The 15,594-nt window shown below is 55.8% G+C and carries 16 protein-coding genes and 1 other RNA gene; 10 read left to right on the top strand and 7 right to left on the bottom strand.

Annotation, left to right across the window (positions count from 1 at the left end):
• Nucleotides 1–74: 74 nt before the first annotated feature.
• The 4 genes from xerD (at nucleotide 75) to STH12_RS12995 (ending at nucleotide 5,122) form a co-directional block, all read left to right on the top strand.
• On the top strand, nucleotides 75–953 hold the full coding sequence (gene xerD / locus STH12_RS13010) for a site-specific tyrosine recombinase XerD (RefSeq protein ID WP_126169517.1): 879 nt from the start codon (nucleotides 75–77) through the stop codon (nucleotides 951–953).
• Between the two features lie 143 nt (nucleotides 954–1,096).
• Entirely contained in the window at nucleotides 1,097–1,822 is a 726-nt protein-coding gene (gene dsbC / locus STH12_RS13005; protein WP_126167927.1) for a bifunctional protein-disulfide isomerase/oxidoreductase DsbC, read from the top strand.
• Between the two features lie 75 nt (nucleotides 1,823–1,897).
• Nucleotides 1,898–3,622: a single-stranded-DNA-specific exonuclease RecJ gene (recJ, locus tag STH12_RS13000; protein WP_126167926.1), complete on the top strand. Its 1,725-nt coding sequence runs from the start codon at nucleotides 1,898–1,900 to the stop codon at nucleotides 3,620–3,622.
• Between the two features lie 201 nt (nucleotides 3,623–3,823).
• The gene (locus STH12_RS12995) at nucleotides 3,824–5,122 is read left to right on the top strand and encodes a hypothetical protein (RefSeq protein WP_126167925.1); all 1,299 of its coding nucleotides are present in this window, start codon (nucleotides 3,824–3,826) and stop codon (nucleotides 5,120–5,122) included.
• A 48-nt stretch (nucleotides 5,123–5,170) separates the two neighbouring features.
• Here the strand turns inward: STH12_RS12995 and rpiA are convergent, their stop codons facing one another.
• Nucleotides 5,171–5,830: a ribose-5-phosphate isomerase RpiA gene (gene rpiA, locus STH12_RS12990; protein WP_126167924.1), complete on the bottom strand. Its 660-nt coding sequence runs from the start codon at nucleotides 5,828–5,830 to the stop codon at nucleotides 5,171–5,173.
• Between the two features lie 210 nt (nucleotides 5,831–6,040).
• Between rpiA and STH12_RS12985 the strand changes: the two genes are divergently transcribed.
• Nucleotides 6,041–6,967: a DUF808 domain-containing protein gene (locus STH12_RS12985; RefSeq protein WP_126167923.1), complete on the top strand. Its 927-nt coding sequence runs from the start codon at nucleotides 6,041–6,043 to the stop codon at nucleotides 6,965–6,967.
• 124 nt (nucleotides 6,968–7,091) lie between these two features.
• Here STH12_RS12985 and STH12_RS12980 read toward each other — a convergent pair whose 3' ends face one another.
• From STH12_RS12980 to STH12_RS12955, 6 genes are all read right to left on the bottom strand, one after another.
• A complete protein-coding gene (locus STH12_RS12980) occupies nucleotides 7,092–7,871 on the bottom strand; it encodes an EAL domain-containing protein (RefSeq protein WP_126167922.1) in 780 nt (259 codons plus the stop codon).
• A 209-nt stretch (nucleotides 7,872–8,080) separates the two neighbouring features.
• On the bottom strand, nucleotides 8,081–8,278 hold the full coding sequence (locus STH12_RS12975; RefSeq protein WP_237158608.1) for a hypothetical protein: 198 nt from the start codon (nucleotides 8,276–8,278) through the stop codon (nucleotides 8,081–8,083).
• A 417-nt stretch (nucleotides 8,279–8,695) separates the two neighbouring features.
• Nucleotides 8,696–9,175 (bottom strand): hypothetical protein, encoded by a 480-nt coding sequence (locus STH12_RS12970; protein ID WP_126167921.1) that lies wholly within the window; start codon nucleotides 9,173–9,175, stop codon nucleotides 8,696–8,698.
• A gap of 145 nt (nucleotides 9,176–9,320) precedes the next feature.
• Nucleotides 9,321–9,941, bottom strand: coding sequence for a 5-formyltetrahydrofolate cyclo-ligase (locus STH12_RS12965; RefSeq protein ID WP_126167920.1), 621 nt, complete (start codon nucleotides 9,939–9,941; stop codon nucleotides 9,321–9,323).
• A gap of 8 nt (nucleotides 9,942–9,949) precedes the next feature.
• A non-coding RNA gene (ssrS, locus tag STH12_RS12960) (6S RNA) lies at nucleotides 9,950–10,130 on the bottom strand.
• A 52-nt stretch (nucleotides 10,131–10,182) separates the two neighbouring features.
• Nucleotides 10,183–10,491 (bottom strand): cell division protein ZapA, encoded by a 309-nt coding sequence (locus STH12_RS12955; RefSeq protein WP_126167919.1) that lies wholly within the window; start codon nucleotides 10,489–10,491, stop codon nucleotides 10,183–10,185.
• Nucleotides 10,492–10,730: 239 nt separating this feature from the next.
• Here STH12_RS12955 and STH12_RS12950 point away from each other — a divergent pair, with 239 nt between their 5' ends.
• The 5 genes from STH12_RS12950 to gcvH all read left to right on the top strand — a co-directional run bounded on the left by STH12_RS12950 (nucleotide 10,731) and on the right by gcvH (nucleotide 15,590).
• Nucleotides 10,731–11,303 carry a UPF0149 family protein gene (locus STH12_RS12950; protein ID WP_126167918.1) on the top strand — a complete coding sequence of 191 codons (573 nt, stop codon included), beginning with the start codon at nucleotides 10,731–10,733 and terminating at the stop codon, nucleotides 11,301–11,303.
• Nucleotides 11,304–11,333: 30 nt separating this feature from the next.
• Nucleotides 11,334–12,614: a 2-octaprenyl-6-methoxyphenyl hydroxylase gene (gene ubiH / locus STH12_RS12945; protein WP_126167917.1), complete on the top strand. Its 1,281-nt coding sequence runs from the start codon at nucleotides 11,334–11,336 to the stop codon at nucleotides 12,612–12,614.
• 3 nt (nucleotides 12,615–12,617) lie between these two features.
• On the top strand, nucleotides 12,618–13,799 hold the full coding sequence (locus STH12_RS12940; RefSeq protein ID WP_126167916.1) for an FAD-dependent oxidoreductase: 1,182 nt from the start codon (nucleotides 12,618–12,620) through the stop codon (nucleotides 13,797–13,799).
• Nucleotides 13,800–14,080: 281 nt separating this feature from the next.
• Nucleotides 14,081–15,175, top strand: coding sequence for a glycine cleavage system aminomethyltransferase GcvT (gcvT, locus tag STH12_RS12935; protein WP_126167915.1), 1,095 nt, complete (start codon nucleotides 14,081–14,083; stop codon nucleotides 15,173–15,175).
• 25 nt (nucleotides 15,176–15,200) lie between these two features.
• Nucleotides 15,201–15,590 (top strand): glycine cleavage system protein GcvH, encoded by a 390-nt coding sequence (gene gcvH, locus STH12_RS12930; protein WP_126167914.1) that lies wholly within the window; start codon nucleotides 15,201–15,203, stop codon nucleotides 15,588–15,590.
• Nucleotides 15,591–15,594: the final 4 nt, after the last annotated feature.

Raw genomic sequence — 15,594 nt, 5'->3', positions numbered from 1 at the left:
AGTCCCGTAGCGATAAGCCCAGTCGCAAGACGTCCAAAACTACCGCGGCGGTGAAGCCCAGCGCCCAAGGCGCCATGCTTATCGATGCCTTTGTGGATGAGCTCTGGTCGCTGCACGGGCTGTCGGACAATACCCTCAGTGCCTATCGAACCGACCTGGCGCAGTTTGAGGTGTTTTTGGGAAGCCGGGGCATGACACTGCTGACGTTGGACACCCTGACCTTGCGGGACTATCTGGCGTTTCGGGTCGAAAAGGGCATGGCCAAAACCTCCACCGCGCGCATGCTCTCGAGTCTGAGACGCTTTTACCGCCATTTATTGGTGTCGGGGCAGATAACGGAAGATCCCACCGCGCTGGTGGAATCACCCAAGCTTGCTAAACCTTTGCCCGGCAGCCTGTCCGAGGCCGAAGTGGAACGGCTGCTGGCCGAGCCAAACAGCGAAGATCCGATAGAGTGCCGTGACAAGGCCATGCTGGAGCTGCTCTATGCCACCGGGCTGCGGGTCAGTGAGCTGGTGGGGCTGGGGATGTCCGAGCTTAGCCTGCGTCAGGGGCTGGTGCGGATTATCGGGAAAGGCGGCAAGGAGCGGCTGGTGCCTATGGGCGAGGTGGCTCAGGATGCGCTGGAGCTGTTTTTCGATGGCTCGCGTCAGCAACTGCTCAAGCAGGGTGCTTGTGATGTGGTGTTTCCATCGAGCCGTGGCCAGCAGATGACCCGCCAGACCTTTTGGCATCGCATCAAACTCTACGCCCTCAGGGCCAGTATTCACACCGAGCTGTCGCCCCATACCTTAAGGCATGCGTTTGCAACCCACCTTTTGAACCATGGCGCCGATCTGCGGGTGGTGCAGTTACTGCTGGGCCACAGTTCATTGTCGACAACCCAGATCTACACCCATGTGGCCAGGACCCGACTGGCGGATTTGCATGGTCAGCACCACCCAAGGGGCTGATGCGAAACGCCAAAAACATTATCTGATACAAAATCGACGGCACTCGATTTGCTTTTGTCGACATTAGTCGGTAACTTTTCAGGCCATTCGCGGGTCTAAGTCTTTAAGCGATATTGAACCGCCGTGCTTATCAAGGAATTCACATGAAATTGTCTCGCACCCTGACCCTTTGGGTTTCCCTCGCCCTGGCGCCATTGGCCTTTGCCAGCTCGCCAACGCCAAACGATATGCTCAAGAAAAAGGTTGAAGATACCCTGGGGCTGGAAGTGAGCTCGGTCGCCGCCGCGCCAATCTCAGGCCTGTATCAGGTGATCACCAACCGTGGCGTGCTCTATATCACCCAGGATGGCAGCAAGCTTATCCACGGCAATATCTACGACCTCGACAGCTCGATGAAAAACCTCACCGAGGCCGCGCTGGCCGGTCCGCGTCTGGAAATGCTGAAAAACTTCGAAGACAAGATGCTGGTTTACAAAGCCAAAAACGAAAAACACGTGGTGACTGTGTTTACCGACATCACCTGTGGCTACTGCCGTAAACTGCACCGCGAGATGGCCGACTACAACAAGCTTGGCATTACCGTGCGTTACCTCGCCTTCCCACGCCAGGGCGTGCCTTCACCAAACGCCGATGAGATGGAAGCCGTGTGGTGCGCCAAAGACCCACTTAAAGCCATGGACGATGCCAAAGCCGGTAACGCCATTACCGCCGCCAGATGTGACGCCGACATCGCCGGCCAGTACAATCTGGGTGGCTCTTTCGGTGTGAATGGCACCCCTGCCATTGTGCTGGAAGACGGCTCTATGATCCCGGGTTACCAGCCACCCAGTGCGCTGTTTGACCTACTGGAGCGCGTAAGCGCCCAATAAACCGAACCAGCTCGGTTTCCAAGGTGAGCCCAGGCTCACCTTTTTGTTGTCAGTCTTTTGCAAGGAGTTTCCGGCGTGAAGTACAAGCTCACCAGACGCCCTACGGTGGATGATTCCCACCTGCCTGCACACCTGCATCCGCTGCTGAAACAGCTGCTGGCCCGTCGCGGCGTGGCCGCCGAGGAATGTGAGCAGGAACTGGCCTCCTTGCTCAGGCCGGAAACCATGCTGGGATTGCCAGAGGCCGCAGCCATTCTGGCGGATGCGGCCGAAGCAGGAAAGCGGCTGCTGATTGTCGGTGACTTCGATGCCGACGGTGCCACCTCCACCTCAGTTTGCCTGTTGGCGCTGGCGATGATGGGCATAGAGGGCGCCGATTTTCTGATCCCCAACCGCTTCGATTATGGCTACGGCCTCAGCGTGCCTTTGGTGGCGCTGGCGGCGCAAAAGGGCGCCGAGGTGCTTATCACCGTGGATAACGGTATCAGCAGCATAGATGGCGTGGCCGCCGCCAAGGCCGCAGGTATGCAGGTGGTGATCACCGACCACCATTTGCCCGGACACGAGTTGCCGGTGGCCGATGCCATCGTCAATCCCAATCAGCCCGGCTGCCAGTTTGCCAGTAAGTCCATTGCCGGTGTCGGGGTTGCGTTTTACCTGATGCTCGCCCTGCGTGCAGAGCTTAGAAGCCGCGGCTGGTTTGCCCGCCTCGGCAGACCCGAGCCCAATCTTGCCACCCTGGTGGACATAGTAGCGCTGGGCACAGTGGCAGACGTGGTAAGCCTGGATGCCAATAACCGTATTCTGGTGGATGCGGGCCTTAAGCGGGTGCGGGCAGGGCGCTGCCGCCCCGGCATTACTGCGCTGCTGGAAGTGGCCAAACGTAATCCCGCCCGCGCCGTGGCTGCCGACTTCGGCTTTGCCGTAGGGCCAAGGCTCAATGCCGCCGGTCGTCTCGATGAAATGTCCCTCGGGGTCGAGACCCTGATGTGCAGCGATATCATGTACGCCCGCCGTATGGCCGCAGAGCTTGATGGTCTTAACCTCGAGCGCCGTGAGCTGGAAACCGGTATGCAGGCCGAAGCATTAAAAAGCCTCGAGCGTCTGCAGCTTAAAGAAGATGAATTGCCCTGGGGCATTGCCCTGTATCAGGACGATTGGCATCAGGGGGTGATAGGTATTCTCGCCTCGCGGATTAAAGACAGATACCACAGACCGGTTATCGCCTTCGCCGAGGCGTCAGACACTGAAATCAAAGGCTCGGCCCGCTCCATCAAGGGGCTGCATATGCGGGATCTGCTGGAGCTGATTTCAAGCCGCCATCCGGGACTTATTCTGAAGTTTGGCGGCCATGCCATGGCAGCCGGTCTGAGTCTCGGTAAAGCCGATTTCGAGCGCTTTAACGCCATCTTCGATGCTACTGTGCGGGAGATATTGGCGCCAGAGCTGCTAACCGGGGAAATCCTCTCAGACGGCGAGCTGCCGGTGGAGTTTATGACCCTGGAAACCGCTGCGCTGCTGCGTGCCAGTGGCCCCTGGGGGCAGGGATTTGAAGAGCCGCTGTTTGACGGTCATTTCCGTTTGCTGCAGCAGCGGCTGGTGGGCGAGAAGCACCTGAAAATGATGGTGGAAACCGAATGTGGCCGCCTGATGCTGGATGCCATCGCCTTTAACGTGGATCTCAAACTCTGGCCCGATGCCACTGTGCGCCACGTGCAGCTTGCCTACCGCCTCGATGTGAACGAGTTTCGCGGCAATCAAAGCCTGCAGCTGTTGGTCGAGCAGATAGAGCCTATGTAACCCTTATTCGGGGTTCATACGGTAAGCTCATAAAAATCAACAAATTGATGCGGCAGTAAACAAATTGTCTTAGGATGTTGCCAGGTCGGCGCCAGGACTGGTGCTAATCGTGGCTCGCTGCTGAAAATGATAACAACAGGCAAGCACGGGGTTGCGCGCACCTTACTTGGGTGGTGCCGACATTTTTCAAAGGAATTGAATATGTTCAAATACTCTCCCTTCGCGTTGGTCGTTGCAGTTGCTCTGGGTGGCTGTGGCGGCTCGTCAGACTCTGTTGATGACTACCGCCCCGACGTCGCTCCGCCTTCCACCTCTGAACCAGATACCTTTAAGCTGCATGCGGTTAAAGTGGATGGCTGTGGTGTTGGGGCTGATTTTACCGATGCCGGCATGCTCATTCACGATGCCAATGGCGCTGTGTTATCTGAAGTCAGTGCAGATGCCAATGGCAAATTTGAGTTTGAGCTGCCCGGAAATGCCAAACATGTCACGGTAAAGGGATATACCCGCTACATCAACTGGAATGGCTTGCTGGTGCAGGAGCCTGAATACATCAGTTTTCTCGATGTCAGCGCCCAGGATCTCGGTGAAGTTCGTTTTCTTGATATTAGTGAAGAGGCAAACTGTGGTTGCCGGACTATCACTGCCGATGTGACCGATTTAGCAGCTGTACGCACAGGCTTCATTCTGGATAGAACCGCCCTGGATGCAGCAGATACTCAAAGAAGCATGGAAGTTTGCACAGTCGATGCAGATAAGCTCAGGGTACAGCTTGGCACACCAGATGGCTCAGCAAGTCTGGCAGCCCGTATCGATGTGTATAACAAGACTGAATTCACGCTTTCATTGAATGACTTCAGCCATGCGGGTGTGAAAGTGAAACTGAGCGCTGAAGTGGCTGCCGGCAGCCGTAAAGGTGTTTCCCAGTATTTTACCAATCCCTACCATTATGGCTCCTATGATAGTACCACCAGGCTGGCATCTGAGTTTGTTTATCCATCGCTGAGCGAAGCTAACTTGTTTATTGCTAATGGTGACAACGAAGGCACTGGTTGGGGGATTTTGGCCTGGGTTGATCAAGAGGCAGATTTATCCTCCGTTAAGCCTATGGTACTTGGCGCTCAGGGGCAGGCCTTGAAGACCGAACTGACTCAGGGTGTGCTGGCTAAAAGCTACCCGCTCAGCTTTGATTTTAGTGTGGTATCTCCAACAGCAGTTAGCTCTAAGTTTTCGATTTATCACCGGAACCTTCAGGGCGACGCCACCTCTTGGCGTATTCATGGCGGTGCCAAAGGCCAGTTGCCGGATCTGGTACTGGGTGGTGGCGAGCAGTTGAGTCAGTTTTTCGGGGCTAGCGATGCGGTGTCTGTCACAGACTTGGGCAAGGCCATGGATCTGAAGAGTTATCGCGCCGAGCGAACCAAGGTGCAGAACAGCTTTTTGGATGCCAGGGACGCAATGATGGTACAAAGTACATTGTCCTTCAGCATTCGCCAATAAAACAAAAAGCCACCTTCGGGTGGCTTTTTAGTGCTGAAACGGCGGCTATCAGGCTGTAACTGTCTTCACGCCTTCCGGAGTACCTACCAGCAGTACGTCGGCGCCGCGATGGGCAAAGAGACCATTGGTCACTACGCCTACGATGCCGTTGATTTGCTGTTCAAGCTTCTTGGGCTCCATGATCTTCATGTTGTGCACATCAAGGATCACGTTGCCGTTGTCGGTGACAACCCCTTCGCGGTATACAGGGTCGCCGCCCAGTTTGACCAGCTCACGTGCTACATAAGAGCGGGCCATGGGGATGACTTCAACCGGCAACGGGAACTCGCCGAGAATCGCCACTTCCTTGGTGTTATCCACGATGCAGATAAACTTGTCGGCCACGGCAGCGACAATTTTTTCGCGGGTCAGGGCTGCACCGCCGCCTTTGATCATGTCCATCTGGCCGTTGATTTCATCGGCACCATCCACGTAAACCGACAGTCTGTCGACACTGTTCAAGTCATACACCGGAATGCCCAAGGCCTTGAGCTTGGCGGTGGAGGCTTCGGAGGATGACACAGCGCCTTCGATATCAGCCTTGATTGTACCCAGGGCATCGATAAAGTGGTTCACCGTGGAGCCGGTACCCACACCGACGATGCTGTCCTTTTCTACGTACTTGAGTGCGGCCCAGGCGGCGGCCTTTTTCATTTCGTCTTGAGTCATGGTGAGGTCCTGTAAAAGACGTTAATGCGAAAAATTGCCCTTAGTATACCTGTAACTTGTTGTGAAAGTGGTTGGGGCTTAACAAAAATCCATCCTAGGTCCTCTTTTACGGGATCTGCTGCCGGTTTGGCAAAATCGGGGCTGCGCTTTGCTGCGGCAATGGATTAGGATAGCCTTTGAAAATTCAGGATAGTTTCACAAGGAGATGTTATGGCCGGAGCCAGTTTGCTCACCTTACTCGATGATATTGCGACCATTCTTGATGATGTGTCTGTGATGAGCAAGGTTGCTGCCAAGAAGACTGCCGGGGTGCTGGGTGATGATTTGGCCCTCAATGCCCAGCAGGTTACCGGAGTGAATGCCGATCGCGAGCTGCCGGTGGTGTGGGCGGTTGCCAAAGGCTCGTTTCTCAATAAGCTGATTTTGGTACCGGCGGCACTGCTTATCAGCGCCTTCGCCCCCTGGTTGGTGACGCCTTTGTTGATGTTTGGCGGCCTGTTTTTGTGCTTCGAGGGCTTTGAGAAGCTGTGGCACAGCAAGGCCAAGCATGAGGGCACAGAGGGCGAAGATGCCCATGAGGCGCTTGTCCCCAAGGGCATGGAACCCAAAGAGTACGAAAAACAAAAGGTAAAGGGCGCGGTACGTACTGACTTTGTGCTTTCTGCCGAGATTATTGCCATTACCCTGGGAGTTGTGGCTGAGCACCCCTTTATGACACAGGTTGCCACCCTGTCGATTATTGCCGTGGTCATGACCATAGGCGTGTATGGCCTGGTGGCGGGCATAGTAAAGCTGGATGATTTGGGGCTGTGGCTGTCGAAAAAGGCGTCCGGCATTGCTCAAACCATTGGTGGCTGGATCCTGGCGGCAGCCCCCAAGCTGATGAAACTGTTATCGATTGTGGGCACTGCGGCCATGTTTATGGTGGGAGGCGGTATCCTTACCCACGGCGTGGCAGTGCTGCATCATGGTATTGAGGCTGCCGCCGAACATGTGGCTGCCATCGCAGGGATTGGCCCTGTGCTTGCATTTTTAACCCCAAGCCTGCTTAACCTGATTTTCGGCATTATTGCCGGAGCACTGGCGGTGATGCTGATGAACCTGATAGCAAGGTTCAAGGGCGCCGAGGCGCATTAAGCCAGCGTTCTGTCAGATGCTAAATCCGGCTTTAGCTCAGAGCTCAAGCCAAAACTCAGAGCCCAAGCCAAACTGGGAGCCAAATGATGAAAAAGCAGTGCCTCGGCACTGCTTTTTTGTTTATTCAGTTTGGCGAGCCCAGCAAGGGGATGTCGGTGGCAGGGGTTAAATACTCCAGACTGGGTTTGGCAAACAGGTAGCCTTGCAGGTAACGGATCCCCAAGCCGGTCAGGCACTCCAGTTCAGCAAGTGTTTCAATACCTTCAGCCAGAACCTGGGTGCCCTGCAGCGCGCAGTGAGCCATGATGTCTTTAATTTGCGCCTGTTTTTGCGGCTCCCGGTCGATATTGCGAATAAGCGACATGTCCAACTTGAGCACATTGGGCTTGAGTTCCGCCAGCCAGCTAATGTGGGTGTAACCTGCACCATAATCATCAATGGCGGTGAGAAAACCGAATTGGGCGTAACTCTGGAAAATATTTCTCAGGTGCACCTTGTCGATAATCTCTTCTCCTTCAGTCACTTCAAAGATGAGCTTCTTCAAATCGAAGCCGTAAAGATGGGCGGCTTCAATGGTTGCCCTGATACAGCTTTTGGGGTTGTAAACGGCATTGGGTAAAAAGTTGATGGTGAGGAAGGTATCGCAGCCCAGTTCGGCAGCGGTTTTAATGGCACTGACCCGGCAGGCCTGGTCGAAATAGTATTTATTGGCATCATTTATTCGCTCAAACACCCAGGCGGCGCCTTGTCCCTCAGGGCCGCGAACCAGGGCCTCATAGGCAAAAATATTGCGGCTTTGCCAGTCGATAATCGGCTGAAAAGCCATGCGGATATCAAAGCCGAGTGAGACGCCACTCAGGCAGTCTGCGCAGGTTTGTTGTTTGATTTCGCTGGGGAAGTCCACGTTTTCGTCTCAGGGAATCACTGAAAAGGGGCGTGATTTTACTGTAGACCCTGGCCTGCGGGAATTCCAAAAATCGGCGCTGCAGACATTTGATTATTGGCGATAAAAGCACACGCCAGATAAGCAAAAGACCCGCTTGGGGCGGGCCTTGGCTGAACGCTCTCGTCGCCAGCCATGTGGCGGCGAAGCCTGAGCTAAACTAAGCGATATCAGTGGCTTGGCTTGTCGTGAGCTGCAGCGTATTTCACTGCAATCACGGCAACCACCATCAGCACAAACGGCATAGGGGCGGCAACCATGCCAAGGGCGCTGACATTCAGCATAAAGCCCATTGCGATATGACCAACCAGTGCCAATACCAAACCCAGAGTCGCGAGCAGCAGTACAACCAGTTCTGATTTCATCATCGAATTCCTTTTTAAAAGCCTTTGTGCGGTGGCGAGGCTGGCTCGCCGTCTTGTTCTGTTGGGCTCAGTATGCGTTGTTGACGCAGCAGATATTTGATCGCTATCAATTTTTAGGTAGGGTTTCTTTGCTAGGGAAATAAAGTTTGCGCCAGCGCAAGCTTTGTTAAGAAATGGCGGAAAAGGTTAAAAAGTTGGCTTGGGTTATGCTTGGCTACCCATGGCCGCGGTCTGCGCTGCAGCCACAGGCCAGATACATGGCCAGAATCAGGTGAAAAACGTGGCCAGAACCAAGTGAAAACGTAGATAGAAATAAGCGACAAACGTTGAGAGCGACGATGTGGGGCTGTCGGGCGAGTCAGACGAGAGAGACGCCAAGATTTGGCTGGTTAAACCAATCGCTTGCCTAAAAGCGTTCGGCTATTCATCCGCGTCCTGATTTTCAAACTTGCCCATTTTGGCGTACCAGAGGGCGTTTTTCTCCAGCGCGGTCAGACGGGTGCGGGCACAAAACCCGGCAAGACCAATCCCAAGGGGCACCACTATCAAGTCTTCGCTGTGAAACGGCAGCAGATAGCTGAAGACCACCAGATACACCACGGCAGCCGTGGCGGCAGGAATGAGCAGCAGTTGCCACTCAAAACACTGGCCCAGCACTCTGGCACCAAGGCCAATCAGCACAGGTGGCAGTAAGTAGAGGAAAACCATGCCAAGGTCCTGCTGGGCGAGGACAGTAAAACAGCCCAATGCCACCACGGCGCCAATCAGGCTGCCAAACAAGGTTTTGTACACAGATTGCCTGGCCATCAGTGCATTGAAGGCGTTTTCCATCATGGTCATTTTGGTGCGGGCACGCTTGGCGCTGTCTATCTTGCCGGCGCGTTCGAGTCTGGGTGGCATGAATTGAGCTAATTGATTGAACCTGAATCACATCTTACCCAATTTGGCTGCCAAAAGAGAACCGCCCCGGATAAACCCCAGTGGCAGTGTTCTGAATTCAGCATGGCTGAGCTGTGGCGTTATAGTGCCTGTATTTTCTGGTTAATCAGCCGAAGCTATGTATGCGAGATGGCGTCACTATGGTTGCCAAAGGCACGTCCCAGGCTTCAACCGGCAGGGCGGGCAGGCGCTGGCAGTCGTGGGCAAGGCCTATCACCCTGGTGCTGTCAGGCAGCTGCGCCAGGGTGCGGTCATAAAAGCCGCCGCCCATGCCGAGGCGGTTGCCGGTCTCATCGAAGGCGACCAGCGGGGTAATAATGGCGTCGAGCCGATGGGCCGGGCACAGTTGATGGCAGGCCAGCACGGGCTCGGGAATACCGTAGAGGTTTTCGCGCATGTCGGTCTGGGCATCGTAGCGGATAAACAGCAAATGGCCTTCGGCGAAGGGATGCAGCACCGGCAGATAGACTTCAACTCCCAGTTGCCACAGAGCGGCGATTAAAGGGCGCGGGCTGATTTCACCGTCGTTTTCAAGATAAAGTGCGACTCGCTTGGCGCCTTTGAGCTCGGCCTGCAGACGAATGGCTGCCTGATGGGCGGCAGATGCCTGGATATCGTCCGACAGTGCGCGCCTTAGGCTGCGCACCTGTTTGCGGATGGCGCTGCGCGCCTGGAGATGTTGATGTGCTGGGGCGATGTTCGCCTTGGCGGTGACGGATGCCGTCATAAGTTGAGATGCTCCCCGGAATGCCGCTGCCGGTGTAGCCCTTGAACCGTAGGTTCAAGGCGGGCCTGCGATTACTTCCTAAGGCTTCTCGGTACGAGCCGAGCCTGCTCAATGTCGGTAAAACACCTGCCCTAAAGTCAAAAATATCGGCACAGGGACATTACCAGCTGGCGCACAACCCAGGGAGCAAATTTGGTGGTGTTACACCGGGACTGTACCCGGCGCAAAACCTGTAATCAGTTTAATCGTCCTTGTGGCTTCGCTCAACCAAAGCCTGCTCTAACGTGCGTTGCAGCAGGCGGATCCTGTCATCCATTTGCTGCATATAGTCCTGATTTTTCCTCTGTTCTTCGTAAAGTTCGTGACCAAAATTCAGGGCAGCCATAATGGCCAAATCTTCCCGACTGAGGTTATTCGAACGGCTGCGAAGCGAGGTCAGTTGCTGCTCGAGCTTATGTGCCACCGCCCTGAGTGCCGCTTCCTGTCCGGATGGACAAGCGACCGAGTAGGTGCGTCCAAGGAGGGTGATGTCTATGGCGCTGCTGCTCATGGGCTATCCCTGTGGTGGTCTTTATGTGGCGGACTATATAAGGCGGGTTTCAAAAGTGCAAGGCCAAGGCAGAGGATCCGTCGCCTGACTTATCGAGTTTGCTGCTTGCGTGAGCAAAGCTGTGATATGTCGGACAAACGTCACGCAAAATTGCCATAAATCGCGACCACTGAACTTGGTGGTGTTGGCCCCATCTGATAGCATTGCCCCAATTGGTTTGACGCCACGGACAGAAATTTATGGCAACCCCACCTTCTTTGAAAATCGAAAAACTCCTCGCCGCGCTCGAGGCTGCCGAAATCGGTCAGCATCCGGTGGAAGTCCACGGCGCTATGGTCGGCCTGATTGCCGGCGGCGTAGAGCAGGGCCGCGGCGCCTGGCTCAAACCGCTGCTTGAGCTGATGAATGATGGTCAGGCGTTGCCCGGCGACCTGCAACAGCTGGTGGAAGAACTCTTTACCGACACCCAGGCGCGTCTGGCTGAGCGGGACTTTGGCTTTACGCCGCTGCTGCCCGAAGAAGAAGAGCCGCTGTGTGACCGGGTTGAGGCCATGTCACTGTGGGTGCAAAGCTTTCTCACCGGCCTTGCCATTATCCAGCCTGGGCTGAATAAAGCGCCCCAAGACGTGCGTGAAATCGTTGCCGATCTTGCTGCCATCGCTCAGGTGGAAATCGATGTGGCCGAGGATGAAGAATCCGAAGCGGCTTACACCGAAATCGTTGAGTTTGTGCGTATGGCTGCCATTCATTGCTATCAGGAATTTGGCCCCCAAGAAGGCGAAAGTGGCGACGACGGCACAGTGTTGCACTGATTTCAGTTTCCGACCCAGCTAGAGGTTCCCATGAGCGGTGATGCAGGCAGCAATCAAGGCACTTCTCCCCTCGAGACATTTGAGACCGATATCGCCATTGTCGGTGGCGCCATGGCCGGTGCCACTCTGGCACTGGCGCTGGACAAGCTTGCCAGCGACCTTGGCAAGTCCCTTCGCATTACCCTGATTGAAGCCAGACGTCCCGGTGACGAACACCCGGGCTTCGATGGCCGCGCCATTGCCGTGGCCGAAGGCTCCATCACCGAACTTAAGCGCCTCGGCGTTTGGCGCCATTTGAGCCAGCTTGGCACCAGCATTACCGACATTCACGTATCCGATCGCAGCCATTTCGGTATGACCGAGCTTGGCAGCAAGGCCTTTGGCCTGCCGTATCTGGGGCAGGTGGTCGAGCTTGAAGCTGTGGGCAAGGCGCTGTTTGCCGCCATCGAAAAGAGCCAAATCCGCTGCTTATGCCCCGACAGCCTGCAACGCCTCGAGGCCGGACAAGACGCCCACACCCTGGTGCTTGCCAGCGGCGTCGTGCTCAAAGCCAAACTGGTTGTGGCCGCAGACGGCTTGGGCTCGGCGGTGCGCAGCCACTTCAACTTACCGCTGGAGCAGGTGGATTTTGGCCAGAGCGCCGTTATCGCCAATGTGGCGCTGGACAGGCCCCACAATCACTGGGCCTGGGAGCGCTTTACCGGTTCTGGCCCGCTGGCGCTGCTGCCGATGGCCGACATTCATGGTCAGCACAGATTATCGCTGGTGTGGGCCATGCCGCCTGAAGAGGCCGAGCACTACCATCACTGCGATGAAGCCGAGTTCGTCAGCGCGCTGCAGCAGGCCTTTGGTTACCGCGCCGGGCAGTTCACGGCCGCTGGCAGTCGTCACAGCTATGAGCTCAAACTCAGCTGGATGCCAAGGCCTATCCATCATCGCTGCGTGTTCGTTGGCAATGCCGCCCAGACACTACACCCCATTGCCGGTCAGGGCTTTAACCTGGGCCTTAGGGACATTGTCGATTTGTTGTCAGTGGTTAAAGCGGCGCTGGTGCAGGGTGAGGACATCGGCGATATCCGCCAGTTGCACGCCTATTTACGTCTGCGCGAGCAGGACAGACGCGAGACTTTGCTCGCCATCGAGTCGCTGGTGCGCGGCTTTTCCAACCAATATTGGCCGCTGGTGGCCGGACGCAGTCTTGGGCTTAGATTGCTGTCATGGTGCCCACCGCTGAAGGCGCCTTTGGCCAGCCGTGCCATGGGCTGGCGCCGCGGCGTGCGCCTGTCGACTGTTTCCCCTTGTGAGGATTGATTGATGCTCAGGACCCAAAGCTGTGATGTGGCCATCGTTGGCGGTGGCATGGTAGGGCTGGCAACGGCCATTGGCCTTGCCGAAGCCGGGCTTAAGGTGACTGTGCTGGATGCGGGCTCCCAGGCTGCGGTGGAGGGTGAGCCGCGCCTCAGAGTCAGCGCCATCAATCGCGCCAGTGAAGATTTGCTGAAGTCCCTCGGCGCCTGGCATTTGCTCGATAGAGAGCGTCTGGCGCCCTATGGCCGGATGCAGGTGTGGGACAAGGACGGCATGGGTCGTATCGGGTTTGATGCCAATGAGCTGGGTGAAGACAGCCTTGGCACCATCATCGAAAACGACAACATTGCCTTCGCGCTGGCCAAACGTGCCGCCGAGTGCGACAACCTCGATTACCGTGAAGGCGTGCGTTTAAGCAGGCTCGCCTTTGGTGAAAAGGAAGCCTGGCTGACGCTGGAAGAGGGCGACATGCTCTCGGCTGCGCTGGTGATTGCCGCCGATGGCGCCAACAGCTGGGTGCGCAGCCAGTGCAATATTCCGCTCACCTTCTGGGACTATGGCCATACTGCCATTGTTGCCACCATAGAAACCGCTGAGCCCCATCAGGACTGTGCCCGCCAGGTGTTCCTGCCGGACGGTCCGCTGGCGTTTTTGCCGCTGTATCAGTCAAACCTGTGCTCTATCGTCTGGTCAGTGACCGAGCCCAAGGCGCAGGCGCTGCTGGCGATGGATGATGAAAATTTTTCAAAGTCGCTCACTGCCGCCTTCGATGCCCGCCTCGGGCTTTGCCGCGTGGCCAGCGAGCGTATCGGCTTTAATCTGCGGATGCGTTATGCCCGCCACTTTGCCCGTCACCGCCTGCTGCTGGCGGGGGATGCGGCCCACACTATACATCCGTTGGCGGGGCAGGGGGTAAACCTCGGCTTTCAGGATGCCGCCGCGATTATCGACACCGTTGCGCGCCTGAAAGACGACGGTAAAGACATAGGTGATTACCGTCTGCTTCGGCCGCTGGAGCGTGAACGCAAGGCTGCCGCCCAGGAAATGATTGCCACCATGGAAGGCTTTAAGCGCCTGTTTGAAGGCAATAATCCCATTAAACAGGCGGTACGGGATCTGGGGCTGAACCTGGTTGATAAGTTGCCTGGGCTGAAAACAGTGTTCATCAAACAGGCCATGGGCAGATAAGCAAACAAGCTTGCGAAAAACCGTCTGCGGCAGGGGGAAGTCAGTGCCGCGCGCTGATGATTTTTGCAGCAAATATCAAACAATTGGCGCAGTTTTCGGCCAGTGAAGAATTTTAACGTTAGTTTTTCGAATGTAACTCATGAGAAAAACTAATGATTTGACTGTTCGGATTAGAAAATTCTCTTGTATACAAATTTGTGACGCAAGGTATAATTTCGCCGCATTTTAACCAGGTGCCGTTTCTATTTTTGGCACCAAAGCCCCGGATAGAAGGGATAACAATGGCTAATAAAACTGTACTCTTTAGCAAGCACCTGGAATCAAACGCCAAGATGGTGGATTTCCACGGCTGGGATATGCCCCTGAACTACGGTTCGCAAATCGAAGAGCACCACGCGGTGCGCCGCGACGCCGGTATGTTCGATGTGTCCCACATGACTGTGGTTGACGTTGAGGGTGCCGATGCCCGTGCCTTCCTGCGCAAACTGCTGGCTAACGACATTGCCAAGCTGACCGTTCCCGGCAAAGCCCTTTACGGCGGCATGCTGAACCACGAAGCCGGCGTGATTGACGACCTCATCACCTATTTCCTGAGCGATACCCACTACCGCGTGGTAGTGAACTCCGCCACCCGCGAAAAAGATCTGGCCTGGATTGGCGAGCAAGCCAAAGCCTTCGAGGTGACCATCACCGAGCGCCCTGAACTGGCCATGATTGCCGTGCAGGGTCCTAACGCCAAAGCCAAAGCCGCTACCGTATTCAGCGCCGAGCAAAACGCCGCCGTTGAAGGCATGAAGCCTTTCTTTGGCAAGCAGGCCGGCAGCCTCTTTATTGCCACCACAGGTTACACAGGTGAAGCCGGTTACGAGATCATCGTACCCGAAGCTGAGGCCGAAGCCCTGTGGCAAGCTCTGCTGGATGCCGGTGTGCAGCCATGTGGCCTGGGTGCCCGTGACACCCTGCGTCTGGAAGCCGGTATGAACCTCTACGGCCAGGACATGGACGAGAGCGTTAACCCACTGGCGGCCAACATGGGCTGGACCATCGCCTGGGAACCAAGCGATCGCGACTTTATCGGCCGCGAGGCCCTGGAAGCCATCAAGGCCAAGGGCACCGACAAATTGGTCGGTCTGGTGATGGAAGAAAAAGGCGTTCTGCGTCATGATATGGCGGTGTTTTTCACCGACGCTGACGGCAACGAGCAGCAGGGCGTGATCACCAGCGGTACTTTCTCACCCACTTTGGGCTATTCTATCGCGATGGCGCGTGTACCCGGCTCCGTTGGCGATACCGCCGAAGTGGAAATGCGCAAGAAGCGTGTGCCTGTGCGTGTTATCGCACCCAGCTTCGTACGCAACGGCAAACAAGCATTTTAAAAGACCCGATTAAGGAACAAGAACAATGAGCAATATCCCGTCTGAACTCAAGTATGCTTCTTCCCACGAATGGATCCGCAAGGAAGAAGACGGCACCTACACCGTAGGTATCACTGAGCATGCTCAGGAGCTGCTGGGTGACATGGTGTTCGTTGAGCTGCCTGAAGTGGGCGACACCGTATCTGCCGGCGAAGATTGTGCCGTTGCCGAGTCTGTAAAGGCCGCTTCTGACATCTACGCCCCTATCTCCGGTGAAGTGGTAGCCGTGAACGAGTCTCTGGAAGATTCTCCTGAACTGGTAAACAGCGATGCTTACGGTGACGGTTGGTTCTTCCGCGTGAAGCCTTCTGACGAGTCTGAGCTGGACAGCCTGCTGGACGCCGAAGGTTATCAAGCAGTTATCGACGAGGAATAATCCT

The organism is Shewanella khirikhana, from assembly GCF_003957745.1.
Taxonomy (GTDB): Bacteria; Pseudomonadota; Gammaproteobacteria; order Enterobacterales; family Shewanellaceae; genus Shewanella; species Shewanella khirikhana.
The sequence above is the reverse complement of the archived record's forward strand: the minus strand, read 5'-3'. Positions and strand labels throughout refer to the sequence as shown.